This window comes from Comamonas sp. E6, assembly GCF_001010305.1.
GTDB classification, from domain to species: domain Bacteria; phylum Pseudomonadota; class Gammaproteobacteria; order Burkholderiales; family Burkholderiaceae_C; genus Comamonas; species Comamonas thiooxydans.
In genome coordinates this window covers 113,985-136,253 of sequence record NZ_BBXH01000018.1, presented here as the reverse complement: position 1 = coordinate 136,253, position 22,269 = coordinate 113,985, and the positions used below count along the sequence as shown (strand labels likewise).

The window sequence follows — 22,269 nt, the reverse complement described above, 5'->3', positions numbered from 1 at the left end:
TTTTATGAGCACTTAAAATAGATCAGGCATATTCAAGTGCCCGCACTTCCTCGCGAGCTTCATCTGGCACAGTTTCTACAGCCGCTCGTTGTTGGACAGGCAATGCTTTCTTGGCTGCCTCCACCACTTCTATTTCTGTGGTGTGCTTGTTCTCCTGCTGCTGCAGCACGCCCTCATCGATAGTGCCCTGGATGATGGGCACCAGGACCAGCACATCGCGGATCTGACCCAAGCGGTAGGCCCGGTCCTCTGCCTGGCGCATCAAGGCTGGCGTCCACGGCATGGAGGCAAATGCCACGATGTTGGCAGCCGTCAGCGTGATGCCCACGCCCGCAGCCATGGTGGTGCCAATGAATACCTTGATGCTTGCGTCCCTCTGGAACGCATCTACCGCAGCCTGCCGACGCTTCAAGCTATCTGAGCCGACCAGCGAGACACAGCCTACGCCAAGGCTGGCCAGGGCCTGTTTAAGGGCCTCCACGGTGCTCATGTACTCGCAGAAGATGATGAGCTTGTCGTCCTCTCCCATTGCCTGCACGGTTTCGACCAGGTACGGAACCTTCAGACCTTCAAGGCATTTACGCAGGCGAACGATCTTGGGCATGGCCTGCAGGGTCATGTCGCCATAGATCTCCTTGTAGACATCGAGCCCCTCTGGCGACAGAGGCACAAACTGCCTCGCCTTGTCACCCAGATCCTTGAGCACGTCCTTGCTGCGACGGATCATCCAGCCCTGGATCGCTGCAGCCAGTGCTGCTCGCTTCTCAGGGCTACCCGCGTAGCTCTTGCGGAACTCAGCCAGCGTGAGACTACCGAGGCGATGGCCCGTGATGCGCAGCAGTGTATGCATCTCAATCTCGCGATTGAGCAACGGCGTGCCGGTGACGACAAAGCATCGCTCTATCCGTGCTGCCAGCAGGAACACATTGCGCGTGCGGCCGCTCTTGTATTCCTTCAGGTAGTGGGCTTCATCCACGGCCATCACCGCGAACTCCAGCTCACTCTCGCGCACTAGGCCGCCCATGCGTTCGTAGTTGCCGATCACCCAGTCACAGCCAGCCAGCGTCGAAATCCGGTCCTCACCGATCATCCCGACGCGAGCGTCTGGGTAGACCATCTTGATCTCTCGCTCCCAGTTCAAACGTAGGGATGCAGGGCATACGATCAGGACCCGGCCGCTGCCAGCAGCCATCCGGGATGCCACGACCGTCTGGCGGCTTTTGCCCAGGCCCATGTCATCGCCCATGCAGGCGCCCGATTGGCGCAGCATATGTGCGACGCCTTCGGCCTGGTAGTCGCGCAGCACGCCACAGGCGACCAGGCTGGCCAGGGCCACCCGGTCATACGGCATGTCATCGACGTGGCCATGCTCAGTCGATAGGAAACCGGTGCCCTCTTCTTCACCAGGCCCGCCGCCCTCGCCCAGCGGTGGCGATGCAGCGGGCACGCTGATAGGCGAGCCTTCGTTGCCACTTGTGGTCAACTCTTCGATGACCACCGGCTGCTCATGGACGAATACGAACTCCGACGACACGCCGGCAATGCTGGCCAGCCGCTCCATGATGAGCTCAGGATCGGCTCTGACTTGCCACGCTGACGCATGCTTGTGGAAGTAGCCGCCCAACGAGCGCATCGCCTTCACGCATAGCGGGTCGTAGGTAAAGCTAACCGCCCATGAACCGCGTGCTAGGTCTCCCTTCACCAGCGGGAAGATCTGAACATCGAGCAACTGCGAGAAGTAGTCGGGATCAGGAGCTGCGACAGCGGCGCGCAGTTGCACATCGAGCTGCTCCATATCCACGAAGTGCCCAGCAAACGCATGCTTAATCACATCGTCGGCATAACTGGAGTCGGTAGTTTGAAGCAGCCACATGCGCCGAGCTCCACTCCACCAAGCATCGTAGTTTGCAAGTGGACGGCTCACACCTGGAACTGCCAGGAGCTGCAGGCCGAGCCTGCGTCCATCCGAGACGGCTTTGATAAGGAGATCCGGCGGGCGGATCGTGACGGGCCTAGGCAACATCAAAGCCCCTCGCGAACAACTCTTGTTGCTGGTGACTCATAACCCCAACCTTCGGCCATCCATAGCGCCCATGTGAGCGTTGAATCAGAAACCTGCAGCCCCGATATAAGCGGATCAAAATCGCTGGAACACTTCAAGATAAAAGTGTCGTAGGACTTCCCGATCAGAGCGATATTTTTATTGAACACATCCTGGCAAGTATTGGCCCATGCCACAGGATCGAAATTCGTATCGACTGGATCGGGAACAACGAGCCCCAAAAATTGATATTTTTCTTGCACCATATTCTCCTGTGGACTCAATTGGCGACTGAGCATGCGCCACAGGAAAACCGATATTTATTCTGTCATCTGGTAGCTGAAGTTATGACGGACAAGCCATAACCGCACCACCGCATCAACGCGACTATCAAAGTCGCCAATCAACATAGAGTCCGACTGCGACGATTCATCGTATGTGACCGTGAGACGCGTGTGCCAGGTACCATCAAACTGGAGCTTGCAATATCCCACGCATACATCCTTGCCATTGGAATCTCGCACGACTAAGAATGCGGGTGCGTTTTCTTCATTCACCTTTTGCGATGGCGCAACCACCATGGTGAATCGACCATCGACAAGCAATGTGATGTCGTCCGAGGCCTGTTGATCGGGATGTAAAGTCAAGATGTGCTCCTTGGTTAAAAACGGTCTTTAAGCAGGCTGGCCTGCGTGGTAGGGTTCCTGCACTTCGCCTGAGGAGCCATCCGACTGCTCCGTGGACGAGCGGCGTGAAGCCTCGAACTCAATGGTCTTCACACGCGACAGCAGAAGTGCGACATCCTGGGCCTCGATCTTGAACACCATCACTTGACCGCCAGTAGCCTCATCGCGCGCCATGTACTCAAGCTCTTCCCCCATCACTAGCACTCTGGCTCCCTTGCGCAGGAGCCGCGCGGCATCGCGAGCCTTCGCTCCGTAGATTTCCACCTCGCGCCAAAAACCGCCAACCTCTTCGATTCCGCCCTCCTCGGTGCGGCCGTATCGGCTGAACCGAACACGCATACTGGCGACATCAAACTCGCCGTTAGGCCCACCCTTGAGCGTCCTGAGACTAGGAGAACTACCCAGGTTTCCCTTGCCGATAAACAATTGCGACATATCCAATTTCCTTGCAGTGCTGATTGAATGCCCGAGCTGCTGCACCAGGTCAGCCCAGGCACGGACTTAGAGGGTCGAAATCGGGGAGCGTGGATAAAGAAAGACAGGAGCCTTGTCCACGCTCACGCGAATACGCTTGATATCGCCACGCGTCTGCTGGTGCTCCTCATTCAAGGCCACAGCGCGTTGGGACGCTGCCATGCACCATTGACGGAGTTCACTGGGCAGGCCTGACGCAAGCTCCTCCACCTCTTCAAAGCTCAAATGGCGGTTAGAGCCCATGCGTTGGCGCCAGCGCAGAAAGACATAGCCCGTTGTGCTTTTCTGGTGCACGACCAGATAGAAGCTCAGTCCTGGAACAGATTTCGACTTCTCGGACAAATCGCGCATCTGTTTCAGGATTGCGTCGATGCCGTCAAGTTTCTGGCGCAATCTGGACAGGGTGCCCCTACCCGTAAGGGCCTTTACGTCAGCTCGATCTTGACAGTCCTGATCCGCCAGGGCTTGACGACCCCACAGCACGTTGTTGACGACTCGGCCACGACCGGTGTGCTGCGAAGCCCCTTTTATTTCCAGATCCCTTTTCACACCAATCCCTTTCAATATCAGTTCCAAACGACTGCGCGCGGTCTTAATCAGCGGTGGCTGTAGCTTCTGGGCCAGTAGAAGCGGATGCATCGGAGCCATGCTCTTGCGCCTGCTGCAATTGGTCGCCAACTTGCTGCAGCAACGCACGTTCGGCTTCGCTGATGTTGATGAGCCGGCGCGAATGCGAAGGCTTCACTTCGGCCTTGTAAATCTGGGCTGGCACTGCACCAAACGTGCTCACCACAAACTGAATGCGCTTCGCAGCTTCCGGGTCTGCACTGAACCAGTCAGAACGGCTCAGCTCACGAATCTCTGGACGGCCAAGCCATTTGTCGAATCGGGCAGTGCCATAGAACACGCCAAGGATGGCGCGGCTCATTGCGCTCAGCACAGCACGCGCCTGCTCATCACTCAGCAAGTTCTTGCGCTGCAGCGTTTTCTGGATACGAACAAAGTAGTCGTAGTCCACGATCAACATGGAGATCGCATAGCCGTAAGGGCTGCGGAATCCGAGGTTCAGGGTCATAGGGCGAGCGGACTGAACGATGCTCAGGCTCAGGCCGCGCTTGCGCTGGCTCTCCAGCAGCTCCTCGGCTTTAGCGATTTGGGTGCGCAACGACTCTTGAACTTGCGAGATGCCGTACTCATGGCGTACCAGTGCCCAATCTGCATATGGGTTGTCACGGCTCGTCAGTACCCAAAGGTTCCGCAGAGAGGAAGCAACACGCTTGCCGCCAATGATCGCGTTCAAGCGCTTTTCAGGCTCCCCAGATCGCCCCTGAAAAAGTCGGTGGGCCTCGATGGTGTGAATCGTCATCTGGTCCACGCCTTCGTTCGTCAGCGGCCCGAGATCATCAATGCCTTGTGCTTCGGAGTTCGTCACCACCGCGTCCGCACCACGACGATCGCGTCGCTCCGCTTGCATCTTCTGGAATTGCTCTTTGCGATCTTCCAGCTCTACATAGCGATCAAACAAAGGATCGTCTTCAGACGCGCCAGCCTGGATGAATGCCGCCAAAGCAGCTTCTTCACCAGCAATTGAGTAGCCGTCACGAAATGGCGAATTCGGGTCGGTGGCGAATTTAATGCCTGGTGCACCTGCACCCAATACACCGGCCAGCATTACTGGCTGAAAGCCGGGGTCTGTTTTGATTCGATCAGTAGCCAAGGTCTTCTCCTTAAATTAAATACTTCGTCTATCCAGCGTCCGGGACTTCTCCCGACTTCCCGCCCTCGTCGGCACTGGCGTTCTCTATTGCCACTTGCGCAGCTTCTTTAGCGATGTCTTCATTCCAACCGTCGATAAATGGAAAGTGCTTCTTACTAACTGATGGCAGCCGCTCGGCAATGGGCTGTCTTAGCAAATCGAGTACCGCATCGCGATTCACGGTCACCAGCGTTTTCGTGTTCTTCTGCACGCGGACATTAATAAATCCGGTCTCTTGCAACCGCTGGAGAGTTCGTTTTACGGTGGGTAATGGAATGGTTCGGCACAGTTCGACTTCAGTGATCGACCCAGACGTAATGGCGATCTCTCCAATATCCCCCCGCTCTTTGAGTAAGACCCAAAGAACCGCAGCATCCGTGTAGCTTCTGAATTGCTGAACGAGCTGAATAAATAGATCGTTCCCTGATTTCTGATAGCTCATATTGCTTCTCTTGAAAATTGCTGTGGCTCATTTCGAGCTACATGGCACTAAGTGCCGCGTGGTTCATTTCGAGCCACATGGCACTAAGTGCCGTGTGGTTCATTTCGAGCTACTTGGCACTGAGTGCCATATGGCCCATCTCGGGTTATTCGGAAGTCAGCTCATTTCTTCGCCATTCCGACCTTCGCTGCCCGCTCATTGCGAAGAGCAAGCAACTTGGCACGCGCCGCTTCTTTGCCCAAAGGCCCATTGCCTTCGACCGCCACTCGCACTGGATTGGCGACGGCGTTGGCCGATCCTTCGTGAAAAGCTTTCAGCGATGCTTCTTTCTGGGCCTGTTGAGCATCGGCCTGTTTGGCTAACTCAATGCGCTCTGCAGCGATGACGGGGGCATACGCCCAGATGCATTCGCCGTCTCTATATTTCTTCACCACACTGTTTAGCCAGGCCACTGGCGACTTCACTTTATGAAATCGCCGGTTCGCACCTTCCATCTCGTCCAACGCTTGCTGTTGTTGCTCAAGGGGAAACTTGGCCAGCACCTTGGAGAGGGACGCGTGCAGTGACTTCTCAATCCAGGTGGGGAAGATGAGGCCAGAGGCAAGTCCGGCGTTCAGCTTGTCCGAACTCGAAGACTTACCACCCTCACCTGCCTGAACGTCAGCCGTGCTGCTGGTGTTCACCGGCGAAGTAGTAGTGGATTGAATAGAAGTCCTTTGAATATTGATTGCGGGAAACGGCAGATCAAGCCTGCAGGTTTCGTCCAAAGAGTCAGGCTCTTGTTTGCAGGAAACGGCAAACGATTCCTTCGCTCCACCCTCGCTACCCTTATCGCTAAAGCTCTTCGCTAACTCCTTGCTGGCATTGGAGATTTGCTCCGACTTGGCGGGCTGCTCACTGATCGAAGAAGTAGCTCCAGCTTGTCGGATTTCGACAGGTTTGTGAGGCACCAGATCGTCGTTCAAAAAAGACAGCAAGAGATCGCGCGGGCGGGGAGCAGGAGGGGTCGCGGACAGTCCAAGCGTCGCTTGCGAGAACGCGAATGAAAGGCCGGACAGGTCCAGCGTCTGGTTCGTGGCTGGAGCGCTATTTGACGGTGCAGCCTTCGTTGACGCCGCAGGAGTAGCCTTGTCCGCGTCAGCCTTGCGAGGCAAAGGCTTGATGCTTTGCCCACGCAGGCACAGCAGAATGGCGTCGAAGTTAATGCGGACCAACGCTCCGCCGATGCCGACCTCGTTAATGAATCCAGCCTTCTTCAGCCGCTCCCGAGCATTGCGCTGGACCTTCGGACCGAGCACAAGCGCTGTTGAGATTTCATCCTGGCTGACCGGGATAGCGCCATCGGTGAGCTGGCCTAGCTTCAGACACTCCCGGTGCCGCTGCAGCAGATAGGCCAAGTACAGCCCGCCTGCGATGCTTCCAGCCACATCAGCCAGGGGCTTGTAGTAGACCTTGCAGCCCTTGAACCAGCTACTTGCCAAGTCCCACGTAAGTTTCTGCCCCTTGCCGCGCATGGCCAGTGCCTTGGCGAGTGCAGGTACGTTCAGGCGGTAGTTCAGCACCGCAGGACGCCCAACGAGCATCTCTTCGAGAACGCCCTCGCCCATCAGCAGCTCGCGCACACTGGCTTGCTCGGTGCGGGTCAGCCCAATGGCCGACTTCCACTGCTGCAAGGACATAAAGAACCAGCCACCGCGCTCGGGATGGTTGCGGAGACTGTGGCGCGTCCAGTAGAGCGCCATGCCCACGAAGATGGCGGCTTTGTGGCCGAATTTTTCAGCCAGCACCGGATGAAATGGAACGAAACCTCGATCGTCCAGATGCAGAAAAATTTGCTCGGCACCCTGGTGGATCGGCGCATCCTCCGGCAGTTCATAACGAACTGTTGGAATTGCTGCGAGTGAAAGAGAGCCGCGCACTGACAAGCTCCATCAGTGCGCAGCTGCGGCTACGGAGGTTGTCGCTGCACTGCGCATTGCGCTGGCCAAGGGCATGGCTTGCTGCTGCAAAAGCTCAAGCAAGCGCCGCTTCGAGATCCGATAGGTAATGATGCGGCCCTGACCAGCTTGCTCATGCAGGATGCCCAAGTCCACGAGGGTCTTGCGGCAGGTTTGCTGCTGTGCCCTCGTTATGCCGGTGTCCTTGGTGCAGCATGACGATGACATAAGGATTTCGAAAAAATCCTCCGACTCGCTGCGACGTTCCCGCTCCATCGCATAGGTAAGCCAGAGTGCGCTCAAGACGTTACCAGTGAGATCCACGAATGCGCGATTGATGGTGATGGGCTCTTGGCCGATGAGTTCCAGAAACAGTGCGGACTTCAGAAATTCACTATCACTATTCGACAGCTGGGCGGATAAATTCTTGGTGTTCTTCATGTTCAAGCTATATCGATAATGGTTGTAAATAGAACGTCCTACGGCTGATTTATTTTCCGACCGGGAAAGCATTTCTCCTTGGAAGAGCCAGGCTATCCTCGTCTTCAAACTCTTTGAGTGTTGAATAAAGCGAGTCGATGGTGTACTCCGCAAAACGAGAATGCAGCTCGAAAATCCAATCACGTAGAGATTTCCCAGGCGCCGATTGGCTGGTAATTTCGGCCCAAGCTTGATGAATCTGATCCCGAACATCAAACTTCTTGGGTAATTTGGCCCTACCACCGGTGACGCTTCCACCAACCAATTCACGCATCCTACGAATATCGTCTGCGGAGCGCTTAAAAAGCCGGGTAATCAGTGCACGCGATGCGCCATTACGCACAAAATATTCGCAAAGTGCATCGTCTTGCCGTTGTCGGTCCAGGCCTTCCAGTTGCTGCCGGAGTTCGCCAGGAGAAAATACGAGTTTAACCCTCGTTAACTTAGTAGAAATATCCAGAATATCGCGAGTCTTGCGATGCCGAAGTTGGTCAATCAGTTCGGCATCGCAACCCATCTGCAATAACTGATCTATTCCAACCTCGGTTTCGATAGCACGAATTACCTCCGTCAGCAGCAGAAAATTTAACTGCGGATTCGTGTGAATATCGACGGGAACAATATGATCTGTCATTGCTTAACTAACGTGTTTATTCCGTAAATAACGGTTTATAGGCTTCGCGGCTATCCTCTTGCACGGCGATATTAAATTCAGCGAGTGTTTGCATCAGTGCAGACAAGCATCTAGCAACCGCCGCATTGCCGAAGAGATACCCATAATGGTCAGAAGTGACATAAAGCTGCCCATTCTTCCCGCACAGAATTGCTCTATCTGTGCACTCCTGACGGAACGTATCAACGCCAGCCTGAATAGCCTTTACCCAGCGGCTTTCTGGGTCGCATTTCGAGAGTAGGTTTGCGTTGCACTGCCCGGTTTGCGTTGCAAGAAATGGCCAGAGATACACACGCAGAGTTTCGAGTTCTTCGGAGAGCTTTTGATCGCCCAAATACGACATACGTTCTGGAATATCCACCAAGAACCCGTATGGCAATGCCGGCATTGGCTTCACGAAGTCCGACAACGGTACGACAGCATTCAGATCCACAAGATTCTGCGATAGCCGTGCGGAAAACGCTGCCAGCTTGTCTGCTGGGCCAGCACCCGCCCCTTGCCGATCGGCCTTTGTGGTGGCTCTTTTACTGCTAGGCGATGCAGCCGCCGACACGCCGCCAAGCATTCCCGACAGTGGCGCCTGCTTGGCTTGCTGTTGCACCTTCTTGTTCTCGCTCTCTATCGAGCGCATGTCCTCAACAGAAAGCTTCGGGTCCTGGAGATAGGACTGGACGACTGACTCGATATGGTCGGCGGCAATACCAAAGTGCTTCGAGGATACAGACTGGATCTGGGTGAGCAGCGATTGAACATCCAACTTGACCTCTGTCCGGCTTGCAGGATCGGCCTCGGAGTTCGCTTGCTCCATGGCCTCAAGATCGGTCGCGTGCATCAAGAAGATTTCCTCGATGGAGTTTTTGACCTCATCACGCTTATCAAACTTAGATGCCATTTCGTGAAGTGCTGAAACGGTAGGACGAATATTTATATTCACGTCAGACGTTTGAAGCCAATTACCAATCAACGCGAGATTTTCGACAGCGAAGATGAAGTTTTGAACCATCCTCACGCCATAGCTCAATCCAACCTCTTTAAGTGCTTTATTAAGTTCGGTGGCGGAGAATGATTTAGCAGTCTCCTTCTCAATTTCACGCTTGTAATTCATCACGCCCTGAGCTCGCTCCCAGAACGAAATATCACTTCGATTGTCGTTTTCGCTCAAGTGCGCGGCAATGACAGCAGCCTCGCCAGGCCACTTTCGAGTAACGACATGGATGCGCCGCAGTTTCTCGACGCCTTCATTCACCAGCTCTTTTGCGATCTCCACACGAGTATTTCCGCCACCATATGGAAAATACTTCTCCGTGGGGTTTCGACGCGTAACCGAGAACATGTTGGTGATGCCATCGACCTTCATACTCGCTTTGATTTCCGCCCGCTGGGAATTAGCTTTCTTGCGAGGATTCAGCGAATATTCATCAATATCAAAAACATCCAAGACGATGATGGAGCCATCAATCTCATCCATCGGATCAAAACTGGTAGTTGATCTTTCAGAGTCTCGATGAAGAGCTGCTTTAGCCGCCTCAAGACGTGCTTGATTTGGAGTGAGCTTTGGTTTATCTGGTGCAGTCATAGCTGACGTCCCTTGCTTATTTCCAGGGGACGTAGTTAGGTTTAGCGAGGCTGCCCGTTCGCGAGCAGTCATGGTTTCAGGTGTACGCATGCTTTCCTCCTAAAATTAATTGGAGGGTGCGTTCAGATCGAGATATTGGGGGTGGTTAGATGCGTACATCTCCGACACGCTGGGCACAATTTCCCAAAGAAGGGAATGAAGCGTGTTGGAAGCTTTCACTGGATCAACCCAATGCACTGGAACTCCGGCACTGGCCGCTTTTTTCCAAGCCGTTGCATCGGGAACATCGGTATCCAGCATCGTGATTTTTCCGCTCAGCTCAATAAAGCTTTCGCGAATCATTGCGGACATTTCCTTGCTATCGCTAGTCTTCTGGCTTTTATTGAGAAATGCCTTCATCTGAGGCATCTTCAAGCCCATGCTAGACACGCTATCGTGGCGTTCAATGAGTGCCTTCACATTTGCGATGAACTCGCGAGCAGAGATCATGTCTGGCGTTGCAGGCACAAGAAGCAGATCAGCAGCAACCACTGCAGCATCTTGCAGATGACCCACAGCACCTTGGGTATCAATAATCACCACGTCATATGCGCTAGCGATTGCAGGGTGCTTCAAGGGATTCTTGAAGCTGAACTGCATGCTCACTGGATTGCGATTGGCCATCCAGACCTGCAAAGACGAGTCCTTGGCGTCAGAGCGAACGATATGCAGGCAACCGCCCTCGCTCTTAGGTGCCTTCTCAAGCTTGCCTTGATAGGAAGTCGGTGGCAGTTGGCAATGCGAGATGCAGTCCGGGGTCAGTGCACCAGACTGCACCAACTGCGTGAGCCCAAAAGGTGCCGCATAGCGCAGCTGGTAATAGCGTGAGAGCGACGGCTGAATATCGCCGTCGATCAGCAGCGTCCTAAAGCCGATGTCGTGCAGCAGGCCGCCCAGATTCGCAGCTGTAGTTGTCTTGCCGACTCCGCCCTTAGAAGCCAGAACAGTGATGATGAACATTGAAAGTCCTCGTTGAATGGTTGTTGATCCATTCAACGGGAGCTGAAGTTCGCTCGCGCATTGGTAGGCCGTTGCGACCCAAACTTAGGCCGCAGTGGCCCTCAGAAGCCACCCTTGATCGATGGTTATTTCGTAACCTTTTGTTGAATATCAGGCAAAAAGCCTTGACTTCCAGCTTAAAAAAGTGTCAGAAAATATACATCGTATCTACTAAAGAAGAAGTTCGGACAGAGGCGTCACGACCGTGATACCCGCGCCCAGCTTGCTCAGAATTTCCGCTCCATGTACCGAAGCCTGGGCATGGACCTGCCTGCGTGCGCGAAGTTTCTTCATGTGTCGACTAGGACTGTACATAATTGGGAGTCCGGCAAACACGACATACCGTATGCAACGTACAGGCTGCTGCGCTTGCTCAACCGCATGGAGCTGCCAGGGCGGACTTGGCAAGGTTGGTGCTTCCATGGTGGCAAGCTGATATCTCCGGAGGGCCGTACGTTTGAGGGTACGGACAGTGCTTGGTGGGGGCGGCTGACCCTGCAAGCAAGGATGTGCAGCGAGTTTCAAGAGAAGTTGCGAGCAGCTGTGATGCAAGTGCGTGAGCGTGAAGCCAGCGCCCAAGCGCAAGCGGCGGCAGGCCAGCGGAGCGCCGCAGCCGCTGCGCTGGGCGCGCATCTCATTACCTCCCCCTTGGTAATCACGGGGAGATCCCACGGTGTTCCGTCATATGAAATTCGTCATGGGATGGCCTATGCCCGGCGATAAGCTCAAGCGCAGCAAGAAGACTGGCCGCTTTGAGGAGTGGTCTCCGTTGGCGAACCCTTTGTTCCTTCAGGGCGTTCGAATCTATGTGAAAGCGACGGACGTGCTGCTGCCAATGCTTCAGTCCATGGCTGATGCCGTCGAGCTGAATTCGAATGAGTGGCATCGTCTTCGATTGACGGCATCCATGCTTCGTGACATGTCGTCGAACATGGCCTCAGAGCTAGTGCGGCAAGGTGAACGTTTGATCCTGCCGCCCCCTACTACGTTCACGACCTTCAACTGGGGTGATCCTGATGATGCCGAGGTTCTGGGGGAATGTGTTCGCTGGCATGCAGCCGCACGGGATGTTCAGTGGTTCTTCAAGGAGATGGGGGTGGCTGGTAAGCCTTCCACCAAGCAACTGAAGGCTGTGCGTGATGGCGACCAGGATGCAGCGTTTGCAACCATGGCGCACATGGTTTGTGGCGTCATGGATGACCTCAAAGACCTGCTTGTTGACCGGTTGTCCAAGGCTCAGGACGGCTGGTATCTGAATGAGGTCAAGAAGACGGCTTTGCGTCTACCGATGTTCGGTCAGAGTGTGTCTGATGGGCCGCAATGATCTTGATGCTCTGGCCTTTGCGGTGGCCTTGGCCCTGCACCTCACAGGTGTGATGCCCTCTTCTTCTGGGGCTTGCTTGCCTCAGGAATGTGTTGTTCAAGCGGGGCCGCTCGGTGTTACAGCCACCTGGCGCCCCTAACCAAAGCAGTTGAAAGGAACTGAAATGGCTACTGAAAATTTTAAGGCGGCTCAAGCCGCGTGGGCGAATGTCGTTGCTGACGCTCAGAAAAATCAGTTGAGCAGGGATTCGTTGCTCCAACTGCAGCAAGGCGCAGCGCTCCTGCTGGCCCCTGCCAAGGCAGATCAGCGTCCTCAAGCTCGGGAGGTTGAAGCTTGGTTGGAAAGCATGGGGATCGCAGCCTCTCTGGGTCTTGCCGCGTTTGAGGCTGCGGGGGTGTGACAGATTGGCTTGAGTGAGTCATGCGATCGCAGCACTCCAGGGGGTATCGGGGGCGTAGCCCCTGATGTAGCGAAGCGAAACCCGACTGCCGTCGATTAACCACTGGCGATATCCGCGATTAACCTCCGTTGAATCAACGGAGCGGCCGTTCGCGTCCTGATAAACAAGAAACCCTGAAAATAAATCCTCAACGGGGGATAAATAGGGTTTATTTACTTGCTGATGAAGATTATTATCTCGGGGAGTCCAGATAATGCCTTATACATCGTATCTACTAAAGAAGAAGTACGGACTGCGGCGTCACGACCGTGATACCCGCCTCCAGCTTGCTCAAAACTTCCGCGCCATGTATAGACGCCTGGGCATGGATCTGCATGGCTGCGCGCAGTTTCTTCATGTGTCGGCCAGGACTGTACATAACTGGGAGTCCGGCAAGCATGACTCCCGTATGCAACGTACAGGCTGAGGCGCCTGCTCAGTCGTATGAAGCTATTCGCACGTTATAGCGGCCAGGATGTTGGGCTGCCTCTGCTTTATTCAGGGGTAATGCCTGCAGCCTTGATGACCTGTCCCCACTTGGTGGTTTCGGCGGCTTGGAATTTTGCCAACTCCGAGGCTGAGGTGGTCCAGGCTTCGGAGCCGGACATATTGAAGAAGGACTTCGCCGCAGCACTGTTCACGGCTTTGGCCAGCAATTGGTTGAGTCTGCCCGCCACAGGTGCTGGTATATTGGCGGGTGTGTAAGCGGCAAACCAGTAGCCCATGTCATAGCCTTTGACACCAGCTTCCGAGATGGTCGGAACCTCCGGCAGTTGCGCGCTGCGCTTCTGGGTGGAGTATCCCAATGGGCGCAACTTGCCGGCCTTGATCTGAGGAACGCCCGTCGAGACGTCTGTAATCATCAGGTTTATTTGCCCTCCAAGAAGGTCCGTGAGGGCAAGCGGATTGCTCTTGTAGGGAACGTGAAGGATATCGACGCCAGCGAGCTGCTTCAGCATTTCTCCTGCGACTCTGCTTGAAGAGCTGCCACTGCCGAAACTCAGCTTGCCGGGATTGGCTTTGGCGTAGCTCAGCAGCTCGCCCACGGACTGATATGGCGAAGTCGCAGGGACGACCAGAACCTGCCCTCCTTTGCCCAGACCTGTGATGGGGGTGAAATCCTTGACAGGGTCATAGGAGAGTTTTTTGTATAAATGTTCGTTGGCCGCATGCGTCGTATTGGTCGTGATGAGCACGGTGTAGCCATCAGGCACGGCCTTGGCCACTGCTTGAGCCGCAATCATGCCACTGGCACCGCCTTTGTTTTCCACCACGACCGGCTGCTTGGTTTGCTCGGAAACTGCTTGCCCTATGGCGCGCGCAAGCTGGTCTGTGGCACTGCCGGCGGCAAACGGAACGACAAAGGTAATAGGCTTGTTTGGATATTCGCCCTGTGCAAAGGCCAAGGGGCTGAGTGCCAGGCTTGCACCGCATGCAAGAACGGTTCGTCGTGTCAGAAATTTCATGGTTTGTCTCCTAGTGGTTGTTGTAGAAAATTCAGGCTGTCGGACCGGCCAGCAGTGACTCGAGGCGGCATGGAACCACGACAGGCATTTCAAGCACCCTGAAGCACAGCGTTTTTCCATGGCTGTCCAGGTTCAGCGAGTCATTGACCCCCCCATCAAGCACGTTGTCGAGCACCAGATTCATGGCCTTAAGCTTGGGTAGCAGGTATCGCCGAACAGTACTTGGCTTGCGGTCTGCAAACAGACGCATCACGGCTTGTTCTGTGACTTGTTCGCAGACCACTTCCCACAACTCCGGATGCCATGCAATGACGCTGATATTGGAGCGGTTACCTTTGTCACCTGTGCGCCCATGCGCAACTCGGTAAAGGGGAACGGTAAGGCTTGAGTTCATGGCTTACTCCTGATGTGACTTGGTCCAGTGGAAGCCAGTCGTAATCTGTTGCTGAGGTACCAGGCACGACACCATTCCCAGGCGCTGGCGCATATGGGTGCGAACGCCCCCTCCCCCCGCCGGGCCGCAGCAATACAAGGCGTTTATTTCGCGTGGCAGACGCGCTGCGACTGCATGGTCGGCATGCTGCCAGGCCATGCGAAGCCGAACATCCCGGGATTCGCTGGCAATGCTTGCTTCAGTCAGCCAGTCGCTGGTGTCGTTTCCCCAGACGCTGGTTACGCCGATCAGGTCTGTTCTAAGGGGCGCAATGTTCGCCAGGCGCCTGGATATGGTCTGGGCGGCTAGACGCGCGCGCTCTTGCGCTCTTGGGCCCGCGTAGGAAATCTCTCCCTCGGCAAACCACCCTGACTCAAAGCAGACATTGACTTTGAGCATCTCCGGCCTCGGGTGACCAATGACGCCTTCCAGGCGCACGCGGTCAGGCCCGACCGAAATCACTTCTGCCTGGGTGATGTCGGCAACAACGTCTGGCGTGAGATAGCAAGCAGGGTCATGGATTTCGTAGAGCAGTTGCTCCTTGACCGTGGCTGCAGTGATGCAGCCCCCGGTCAGAGATGGCTTGAAGATCGTGCTGTTGCCCGCGCTGTCGATTTCGGCAATGGGATACCCCAAACGGTCCATGTCCGGTACATCTTTGTACCCGGGGTCTGCGAAATAGCCGCCAGAGACCTGGGTTCCACATTCCAGCAGATGCCCGGTCATCGTGGCTCGGGCTAGGCGATTCCAGTCATCCCAGGCCCAGCCGAAGTGGGCCATGGCAGGCCCCACCACAAGGGAGGGGTCGGAGACGCGGCCGCACACCACAATGTCTGCACCTGCCAGCAATGCCTCGGCAATAGGCCGTGCACCTATATAGGCATTGGCGCTCACCAGTTGCTGGTCTGGCATGTCCGAGCCCATAGCTTTTTCGAGCAACTGGTAATGCGCGGGTCCGCTGAGGTCATCCCCATGAACCACCGCTATTTGGGGTGGGCGCGTTCCGAGCTCCTTGGCCAATGCAGCGATGGCTCGGGCTGCACCTTGTGGGTTGGCCGCACCAAAGTTGCTAACAATTCGAATGCCATGCACGAGGCAGTCGGCGAGCACGGGTCGGAGAAACTCCACCATGAGAGGCTCATAGCCTGCATCGGGATTCTGACGACGAGCAAGCTGTGCCAGTGCCAGAGTGCGCTCGGCAAGCGTTTCAAAGATCAGAAAGGCAGGCTTGTTTTGCCGAGCCAGCTCCTGCACGACGGGTTGCGCTGCATCAATTCGATCGCCGGAAAAGCCTGCTGCACATCCGATGAGCAATGACGTTGTTTCGTTCTGCACTCTTGTCATGAAACCTCCTGTTGCCCACTATAGGAAAACCGCTATAAGCTGTGAAATCGATTATTGATATCAATTAATCCGTATTTCAAATGAATCTATCGTCGCGCGATGTGCAGGCATTCCTGGTACTGACCAAACAAAAGAACTTCACCCAAGCTGCCAGCATGTGTCACCTGTCACAACCGGCTTTCAGTGCGCTCATCCGCTCCTTGGAGCAAACGGTAGGTCTCAAGCTTTTCGACCGCAGCACAAGACACGTGGTGCTTACCCGTGAAGGGGAGCGATTTCTGCAGTCTGCGGAGCGCCTCGCCGCAGAGTTCGCTGCCTGCGAAAGAGCGATGCGTGATACAGCACAACTGGCCCAGGGACATGTATCAGTTGCATTGCTGCCATCCCTTGCCGCAGGCTGGCTTCCTGAAGTACTGAAGGTGTACACGGCCCGGCATCCGGGAGTTCAGCTGGGTGTGTTGGACGTGCTGTCCGAGCCCTGCATTGCTGCCGTGGCCAATGGAGAGGCGGATTTTGCGCTGGCTGCCATACGCGTTGATACACCCGACCTGAAGGCAGAGCCGTTTTGCAGTGACGGCTTCTATATGGTGTGCCCTAGCGAGCATCCATTGGCGGACAAGGTCTCGCTGTCACTGGAGGATCTGACTTCCTGGCCGTTCATCCACCTGGCACGCCACAGCAGCGTTCGTCAGTATCTGGATGCCGCCTTTTTTCCTCGAAAAATGCAGACTTTCGTTGAAGTTGAGCAATTGGCCACCGTGATGGGACTGGTGCAAGCCGGACTAGGCATCACCGTAGCTCCCGCGCTGAGCCTATTTCACTTTGATAAGCCTGGGCTGGTGGCGCGGCACCTGCTGCTGCCGGGTATGGACCGGCAGATCTATATGGTCCGGAAGCGAGAGCGCAGCCTTTCATTGGCGGCTGAAGCACTTTATCGATTGATGCAGGACATGGCTCCTTCAAACGCTTGACTTGGAGACCGCCGTGAACAGTCACTCAGCAGCTTTGTGTTTGTACACGCTGGCCTAATAGCAAGCCACTCTCGTTTGCGCGCCGCAGACATGCATTATCAGCCAATAGATCAGATCGCCCTCACCCCAATCAAGGTGTAGTAATCGACCGCATTTTCATCTCTTTGCGGAGGTGTTCCCAACTCACGATACAGCGTTGCTTCACGACGTCGTATCAGTTGCTTGAGCGTGTGCTTGTACTCGTCTGCCTCATCCATCAGCGCAAACAGCGAGAACAAGGCCATTTGCACCTGCTGTGGCGTGGACAGCCCGGCCGTGTGGTTCAAGACAACAGCGCGGATGTCGGCAACCAGGCGATCTATGAATTTCAATGAACGCACCAAAATACTCAGGACTCTACAGTTAGGCTTGGCATTGATCGCCAATATTGACAAGCCACCGGCAGAAGCCGGCGGTCAAGTCTGTGGCGCCGAGACTGAGCTGAGTTCAGCTGCAGCCTAAGTTGCCGGATCCGGTTAGCGCAAGGTTCTTCGGTTAATGGAGCGCCGGGTTGCCGCCAGATTGCTTCGACGCGCCAGGGGTTGGACCACATTTGGATCCGCTACATTGGCTGCTGCCGCCAGTCTTTGCTGCGCCTCCAGCAGGTTCTTGAGATCGGCAGCACGCTCCTGTGCCAATGCTGCCGTGTTCTGTGCGGTCTGCAACTGGGCATGCAGATTCAGGATCTCCTGCTCGGATTGTTCAAAGCGAGTTTGCAGCTCTTGATAGCGAGAGTCCGCCTTGCGCTCCTGGTCCTGCAGGCTTTTTCTCGCTGCCGTGAGTTCCTGCCGCGCACGATCAACCTCGTTGAGCATATGGCGCTCGTTGCCCGCGTACTGTTCGGCCATGCGCTGGCGCTCGGCGGCGGCCGACTGAATTTCCTCGCTGTGTTTTTGCTGCTGCAATTCACGCTGGCGTACGGCATTGCTCAGCTCATCACGTAGTTCTTCCAGGCGCTGATCGCGCTCCTGTAGCGTCTGCTGCATCTCGTCAAGACGCCGGGCCAAGTCTTGGGCGTGATTTTGAGCTGCCTGCAGGGCTTGATTCAGCGCATCTTTTTGCGCTTCCATGGTGGCCTGGCGCTGCGCGAGTTGCTCCTGTTGCGCCACAAATGCCTGCTCTGCAGCTTTCAAAGCCTGTTCGCGAAGATCCAAAGCCTTGCTGGCTGCGGCTTTCGCCTCTTCCTGTGCCGTATTCCAGAGCTCCTCCGCTAGACGCTGCACAGGGTCCGGCACCGATTGCAACACGGAAGGATCCTGCTCTCCCGCCACGCCCAGACGACGGCCCAGCGTTGCAAACCAGGTCTCCAGCATGGGGCTGACCGTATTGGGAGAGCCTCGCCCAATCTGCTGACGCACCCGCTCTATGGTCGGACGCAGCCCCTGGGCTATCAAAGCATCCGCTGCAGCCCAGACATCGGACTCCTGAACACCTCTTGACGTAGTTTTGCTTGTATTCATATCTATTCTTCAAATAACTAACGATAAGTGATTGTTATCGCGATCTATATTTTGCATACGTAATACACAATACATTTTACGTATTAAATATTACGTATGAAATTTTCATACAAATGACAACATACATTACCTCGTTTTCAGCATCTGAATTTGTAGATAGGGGGAGTTTTCCATTGAGCGAGAGAGATTTCTTTGATTCGTCTACATACTCGCCGCCGTATCGCTGGCGCAGCTGCTTGCGACGCTCCTGCGTTTCACCTTCGGCATGCCGTGCCAGGTCTTGCCAATCGCTTCTGGAAATTGCCGCTCAAAGCCGCCCGGCTTCTACAGACTTCTTGACTGGCTGGCGCCAATCAACAGCGTTTGGCAGAGGAAGTCCGGGCGAAAATAGCGCCATGGATTCAAGCAAGCCCTCGCCCTTCCCTGTTCCTGTGACTTTTGATGCCAACCGCCTGCAGATACAGGATGTGCTGGAGTCCGCTCTTGCCCCCAAAGCGCATGAAGCCATCAAGGAACTGATGCATGAAGGCGAATCCAGCAATACGCGCAGCAGCTATCAAAGTGCCATGCGTTATTGGGCAGCCTGGCACCTGCTGCGCCTTGGCCAGCCCATGCAACTGCCGCTGCGGGCTTCCACGGTGCTGCAATTCATCATCGATCATGCCCAGAGGCAGAGCGGTGCCGGCCTGCTTCATGAGATGCCGCCCGAAATCGATGAAGCCCTGGTTGCAGCCGGCTACAAGGGCAAAAAAGGGGCACCTTCACACAGCACGCTGGTGCATCGCATGGCCGTGATGTCCAAGGCGCATCAGGTGCATGCGATGCCCAATCCCTGTCAGGACGGGGCAGTCAAGGAGCTGATGTCGCGCACGCGCAAGGCCTATGCAAGGCGTGGCGAGTTGCCGCAGAAGAAAGAGGCGCTGACGCGCGATGTGCTGGAGGAGTTGCTGGCAAGCTGCGATGACAGCTTGCGCGGCCTGCGCGATCGGGCGCTACTGCTGTTTGCCTGGGCCAGTGGCGGGCGTCGCCGTTCCGAAGTGGCTGGCGCCGATATGCGTTTCCTGCGCACTGTGGCTAATGGGGAGTTCATCTACACCCTGAGTCATAGCAAGACCAACCAGAGCGGCACCGATGCCCCCGAGAATCACAAGCCCGTTACCGGCCGTGCCGCCATTGCCTTGAAAGCATGGCTTGATGGCGCACGGATTACCGAAGGACCTATCTTCAGGCGCATCCGCAAAGGAGGCCATGTGGCAGAGCCACTGACTCCCGCTGCTGTACGAAACATCGTCAAAGAACGCTGTGCGCTGGCTGGTGTGGAAGGAGACTTTTCGGCACACTCGCTGCGCTCGGGATTTGTGACCGAGGCCGGCAGACGCAATCTGCCGCTGGCTGACACCATGGCATTGACCGGGCACCATAGTGTGAACACCGTACTCGGTTACTTCCGCGCAGACTCGGCACTCAACAATCAGGCCGCGCGCATGCTGGATGAGGACTGATCAAGCCCCATCAACTGCAGTGCAGTTTGATGAACGGCGGATTGCAGATTGGCCAGTTGCAGCGGCAAATCAAAGTGGTTGGTCGCCGGCGCCTCCACCCATTGCCCCGGCAGACAACGCGCCTGCCATGCAGCCAGATATTCGCGCGACTGGCGCTTGAATTCATGGCTTTCAAACTCGCCACAGCTCACGCGCAGCTGACACTGAGCATGCGTACTAGCATCAGGCAGCAGAAAGCGCGGGCTGTTGCGTATCGCGGCAGCATCGTCGAGCTGCATCCAACCGTTGATATGGGTTGTCAGCAGCGGCTGCAGGTCGAACAGACCGCTCAAGGTCAATACCGATCGAGGCACGGCCTGCACCGGCAAGTCATAGTCTTGCTGCCACCCCCTGGCCAGCAACATGGCTGCCAGATGTCCACCGGCCGAGCTGCCGCAGACACAGATATTGCTGGCATCGCCGCCGTAGATGGCGATATTTCGCACCACCCAGGCATAGGCCTGGCGCATCTGATCGACGATATGGTCCAGCGTGACAGCCGGAGCCAGATCGTAGTCAGGCACCACGACGATAGCACCCTCCCGCGTCAGCGCGGGTGCCATGAATGCCGAATCATCCTTGCTCAAGGCCTTCCAGTAGCCGCCGTGAATGAAGATGAGAACAGGCGCAGCTTGTGCTTTCGCAGCCTGAGTTGTGGGCAGATAGATATCCAGAACATCCATAGCCCTGGGGCTGTAGCGCTGGTTGCGAACTGTGCCAGGCAATGCAAACGCGGCCTGGCTTTCCTGCGTGTAGCGCGCCAGATACGCAAGCGGATCCTGCACGCTGGCGCGGGCGTTGTATTGGCGGTCGTAGTAAGCAGTCGTGAGGACGGTCGAGATGGGAGTCATTTTTCTGCGCGGCTTTGGTCGTCGGGCGGCGATCACTCGCAACGCACAGCATAAGCCACGCGGGTAGCTCTCTGGAGCCCCGAAAGCGTCAACTGCACGAGCCTGCATCCTCCAATTAGACCTATGCGCCTGTCACTTAGACACATTAAATTACATTCATGCAACTGGAATCAGAGCGTTGGAGCAGGTGTTGAGAAAAGCAAAAGCGGGGGCTGGCTGTGCAGCCATGATGTGGGGGCTCTGCGCCCAGGCCGGCGGCCTTGATAGAACAGGCCAGGATCTCGGACCTCTATTTGAGAACGGCAGCTATCTTTCCGTAGAGACCTATACGGTTCGGCCCCGGATCCAGGGCATGGATGCCTTAGGCAAGTCCACCGGACAGGTCGCCGACGATTACACCCAATGGGGCTTTGCATACAAGCAGGATGTGAATCCACGCACCTCGGTGCTGCTCATGCTGAGCAAGCCTTTTGGCCTCGACATCGCTTACAGCCCTCTGCAATCGCCTCTTTTTGGCGGCACGCAGGCCCGTGTGAGCAGCCACGAGCTCATGGGAGCCCTGCGCTACCGCTGGGGTGAGCACTGGGCTGTACATGGCGGGCTGCGTCTGCAGCGCACCGAAGGGCATGTCGCTCTGGGGGGGATGGTGTTTGGAGCACTCAATGGATACCGGGTGGACTTCAGACCCAGTACTGAGCCTGGCTACTTGCTAGGCATGAGCTATGAGCGCCCGGATATGGCTTTGCGCGTCGCTGCAACCTATTACTCTGCCATCAAGCACAAGATCGCTACCCGTGAAAACCTATGGCCGGGCGAAACAAGGACGGCATCGACTGCCCCGCAAAGCTTGAACCTGGATATCCAGACAGGCATCACGCCAGGCACTATGCTCTTTGGACAGATCCGCTGGACCAACTGGTCACAATTCAGGCTGTATCCGCAGACCTTGGCGGCGGTACTGCCAGGCCACAGCCTGGCAGACATGGAGGACACCACCACCTACACGCTGGGTCTTGGGCAGAGGCTGGCTGCGAACTGGTCCGGCTTTGTCGCCGTAGCTTATGACAAGCGCAGCGACAAGGCCGCGCTGTCGCCATTGCGCCCCACCGACGGCCGCCTTGGCTACACCGTAGGGGTGAGCTATCAGCAAGGCCAGTTCAAGCTCACGCCCTGGCTGAGCTACCAACGTCTGGGCTCGATAGATATTTCCAGCGGCGGCACGACCCTGGCGACCTTCGATGCCGAGTCCGCCACGGCGTTCGGGATCAAGCTCGGCTATCAGTTCTGAGAGCAGTCGC

Annotated in this window: 25 protein-coding genes and 1 pseudogene; 6 read left to right on the top strand and 20 right to left on the bottom strand. The window is 56.0% G+C overall.

Annotated features, from left to right (window positions below; genetic code table 11):
- Positions 1-22 precede the first annotated feature (22 nt).
- The 13 genes from CSE6_RS16970 to CSE6_RS26730 form a co-directional block, all read right to left on the bottom strand.
- On the bottom strand, positions 23-1,873 hold the full coding sequence (locus CSE6_RS16970) for a DEAD/DEAH box helicase (protein WP_059441057.1): 1,851 nt from the start codon (positions 1,871-1,873) through the stop codon (positions 23-25).
- Positions 1,874-2,022: 149 nt separating this feature from the next.
- A complete protein-coding gene (locus tag CSE6_RS16965) occupies positions 2,023-2,307 on the bottom strand; it encodes a hypothetical protein (RefSeq protein WP_003065071.1) in 285 nt (94 codons plus the stop codon).
- Between the two features lie 54 nt (positions 2,308-2,361).
- A complete protein-coding gene (locus CSE6_RS16960) occupies positions 2,362-2,688 on the bottom strand; it encodes a hypothetical protein (protein WP_003054957.1) in 327 nt (108 codons plus the stop codon).
- A gap of 27 nt (positions 2,689-2,715) precedes the next feature.
- Positions 2,716-3,162 (bottom strand): single-stranded DNA-binding protein, encoded by a 447-nt coding sequence (locus CSE6_RS16955; RefSeq protein WP_003054955.1) that lies wholly within the window; start codon positions 3,160-3,162, stop codon positions 2,716-2,718.
- Positions 3,163-3,228: 66 nt separating this feature from the next.
- Positions 3,229-3,849 (bottom strand): hypothetical protein, encoded by a 621-nt coding sequence (locus CSE6_RS16950; RefSeq protein WP_230630078.1) that lies wholly within the window; start codon positions 3,847-3,849, stop codon positions 3,229-3,231.
- Positions 3,794-4,918, bottom strand: coding sequence for a PFL_4669 family integrating conjugative element protein (locus CSE6_RS16945; protein WP_003054951.1), 1,125 nt, complete (start codon positions 4,916-4,918; stop codon positions 3,794-3,796). Before CSE6_RS16945 ends, CSE6_RS16950 begins: the two co-directional genes overlap by 56 nt.
- 28 nt (positions 4,919-4,946) lie before the next feature.
- Positions 4,947-5,399 (bottom strand): hypothetical protein, encoded by a 453-nt coding sequence (locus CSE6_RS16940; protein ID WP_003054949.1) that lies wholly within the window; start codon positions 5,397-5,399, stop codon positions 4,947-4,949.
- Between the two features lie 161 nt (positions 5,400-5,560).
- Positions 5,561-7,318: a hypothetical protein gene (locus CSE6_RS16935; RefSeq protein WP_003054947.1), complete on the bottom strand. Its 1,758-nt coding sequence runs from the start codon at positions 7,316-7,318 to the stop codon at positions 5,561-5,563.
- A 12-nt stretch (positions 7,319-7,330) separates the two neighbouring features.
- Positions 7,331-7,777: a hypothetical protein gene (locus CSE6_RS16930; protein WP_003054945.1), complete on the bottom strand. Its 447-nt coding sequence runs from the start codon at positions 7,775-7,777 to the stop codon at positions 7,331-7,333.
- 49 nt (positions 7,778-7,826) lie between these two features.
- On the bottom strand, positions 7,827-8,450 hold the full coding sequence (locus CSE6_RS16925; protein WP_003054944.1) for an STY4526/YPO1902 family pathogenicity island replication protein: 624 nt from the start codon (positions 8,448-8,450) through the stop codon (positions 7,827-7,829).
- Positions 8,451-8,466: 16 nt separating this feature from the next.
- The gene (locus CSE6_RS16920; protein WP_230630075.1) at positions 8,467-10,155 is read right to left on the bottom strand and encodes a hypothetical protein; all 1,689 of its coding nucleotides are present in this window, start codon (positions 10,153-10,155) and stop codon (positions 8,467-8,469) included.
- Positions 10,156-10,170: 15 nt separating this feature from the next.
- Positions 10,171-11,064, bottom strand: a complete 894-nt coding sequence (locus CSE6_RS16915) for a ParA family protein (RefSeq protein ID WP_003054942.1) — start codon at positions 11,062-11,064, stop codon at positions 10,171-10,173.
- Positions 11,065-11,274: 210 nt separating this feature from the next.
- Positions 11,275-11,397: a hypothetical protein gene (locus CSE6_RS26730; protein WP_274522633.1), complete on the bottom strand. Its 123-nt coding sequence runs from the start codon at positions 11,395-11,397 to the stop codon at positions 11,275-11,277.
- On the opposite strand from CSE6_RS26730, the gene CSE6_RS26810 reads away from it, so the two are divergent.
- From CSE6_RS26810 to CSE6_RS16900, 3 genes are all read left to right on the top strand, one after another.
- Positions 11,347-11,826, top strand: coding sequence for a VC1465 family Xer recombination activation factor (locus CSE6_RS26810; protein ID WP_059441056.1), 480 nt, complete (start codon positions 11,347-11,349; stop codon positions 11,824-11,826). The two genes, CSE6_RS26730 and CSE6_RS26810, sit on opposite strands and share 51 nt — an antisense overlap.
- Entirely contained in the window at positions 11,789-12,427 is a 639-nt protein-coding gene (locus CSE6_RS16905) for a hypothetical protein (RefSeq protein WP_152668600.1), read from the top strand. The genes CSE6_RS26810 and CSE6_RS16905 overlap by 38 nt, the downstream gene beginning before the upstream one ends.
- Before the next feature lie 163 nt (positions 12,428-12,590).
- On the top strand, positions 12,591-12,827 hold the full coding sequence (locus CSE6_RS16900) for a hypothetical protein (protein ID WP_059441054.1): 237 nt from the start codon (positions 12,591-12,593) through the stop codon (positions 12,825-12,827).
- Between the two features lie 274 nt (positions 12,828-13,101).
- Here the strand turns inward: CSE6_RS16900 and CSE6_RS26725 are convergent, their stop codons facing one another.
- The 4 genes from CSE6_RS26725 to CSE6_RS16885 all read right to left on the bottom strand — a co-directional run bounded on the left by CSE6_RS26725 (position 13,102) and on the right by CSE6_RS16885 (position 16,109).
- Complete coding sequence (locus CSE6_RS26725) at positions 13,102-13,224, bottom strand: hypothetical protein (RefSeq protein ID WP_274522632.1); 123 nt, start codon at positions 13,222-13,224, stop codon at positions 13,102-13,104.
- A 136-nt stretch (positions 13,225-13,360) separates the two neighbouring features.
- Positions 13,361-14,332 (bottom strand): tripartite tricarboxylate transporter substrate binding protein, encoded by a 972-nt coding sequence (locus tag CSE6_RS16895; RefSeq protein WP_059441053.1) that lies wholly within the window; start codon positions 14,330-14,332, stop codon positions 13,361-13,363.
- 31 nt (positions 14,333-14,363) lie between these two features.
- The gene (locus CSE6_RS16890; protein WP_034381119.1) at positions 14,364-14,726 is read right to left on the bottom strand and encodes a hypothetical protein; all 363 of its coding nucleotides are present in this window, start codon (positions 14,724-14,726) and stop codon (positions 14,364-14,366) included.
- 3 nt (positions 14,727-14,729) lie between these two features.
- Positions 14,730-16,109 carry an acyclic terpene utilization AtuA family protein gene (locus tag CSE6_RS16885; RefSeq protein WP_059441052.1) on the bottom strand — a complete coding sequence of 460 codons (1,380 nt, stop codon included), beginning with the start codon at positions 16,107-16,109 and terminating at the stop codon, positions 14,730-14,732.
- Positions 16,110-16,189: 80 nt separating this feature from the next.
- Here CSE6_RS16885 and CSE6_RS16880 point away from each other — a divergent pair, with 80 nt between their 5' ends.
- On the top strand, positions 16,190-17,080 hold the full coding sequence (locus CSE6_RS16880; protein ID WP_059441051.1) for a LysR family transcriptional regulator: 891 nt from the start codon (positions 16,190-16,192) through the stop codon (positions 17,078-17,080).
- A gap of 113 nt (positions 17,081-17,193) precedes the next feature.
- Here the strand turns inward: CSE6_RS16880 and CSE6_RS16875 are convergent.
- Positions 17,194-17,460, bottom strand: a pseudogene (locus CSE6_RS16875) (bifunctional aspartate transaminase/aspartate 4-decarboxylase); the annotation flags it as partial.
- A 135-nt stretch (positions 17,461-17,595) separates the two neighbouring features.
- Positions 17,596-18,579, bottom strand: a complete 984-nt coding sequence (locus tag CSE6_RS16870) for a DNA-binding protein (protein WP_059441049.1) — start codon at positions 18,577-18,579, stop codon at positions 17,596-17,598.
- 395 nt (positions 18,580-18,974) lie between these two features.
- Between CSE6_RS16870 and CSE6_RS16865 the strand changes: the two genes are divergently transcribed.
- Positions 18,975-20,081, top strand: a complete 1,107-nt coding sequence (locus tag CSE6_RS16865) for a site-specific integrase (protein ID WP_059441048.1) — start codon at positions 18,975-18,977, stop codon at positions 20,079-20,081.
- Here CSE6_RS16865 and CSE6_RS16860 read toward each other — a convergent pair.
- The gene (locus CSE6_RS16860; RefSeq protein WP_052088323.1) at positions 20,051-20,971 is read right to left on the bottom strand and encodes an alpha/beta hydrolase; all 921 of its coding nucleotides are present in this window, start codon (positions 20,969-20,971) and stop codon (positions 20,051-20,053) included. The genes CSE6_RS16865 and CSE6_RS16860 overlap by 31 nt on opposite strands.
- Positions 20,972-21,323: 352 nt before the next feature.
- On the opposite strand from CSE6_RS16860, the gene CSE6_RS16855 reads away from it, so the two are divergent.
- On the top strand, positions 21,324-22,259 hold the full coding sequence (locus tag CSE6_RS16855) for an OmpP1/FadL family transporter (protein WP_238585730.1): 936 nt from the start codon (positions 21,324-21,326) through the stop codon (positions 22,257-22,259).
- The last annotated feature ends 10 nt before the right edge of the window (positions 22,260-22,269 follow it).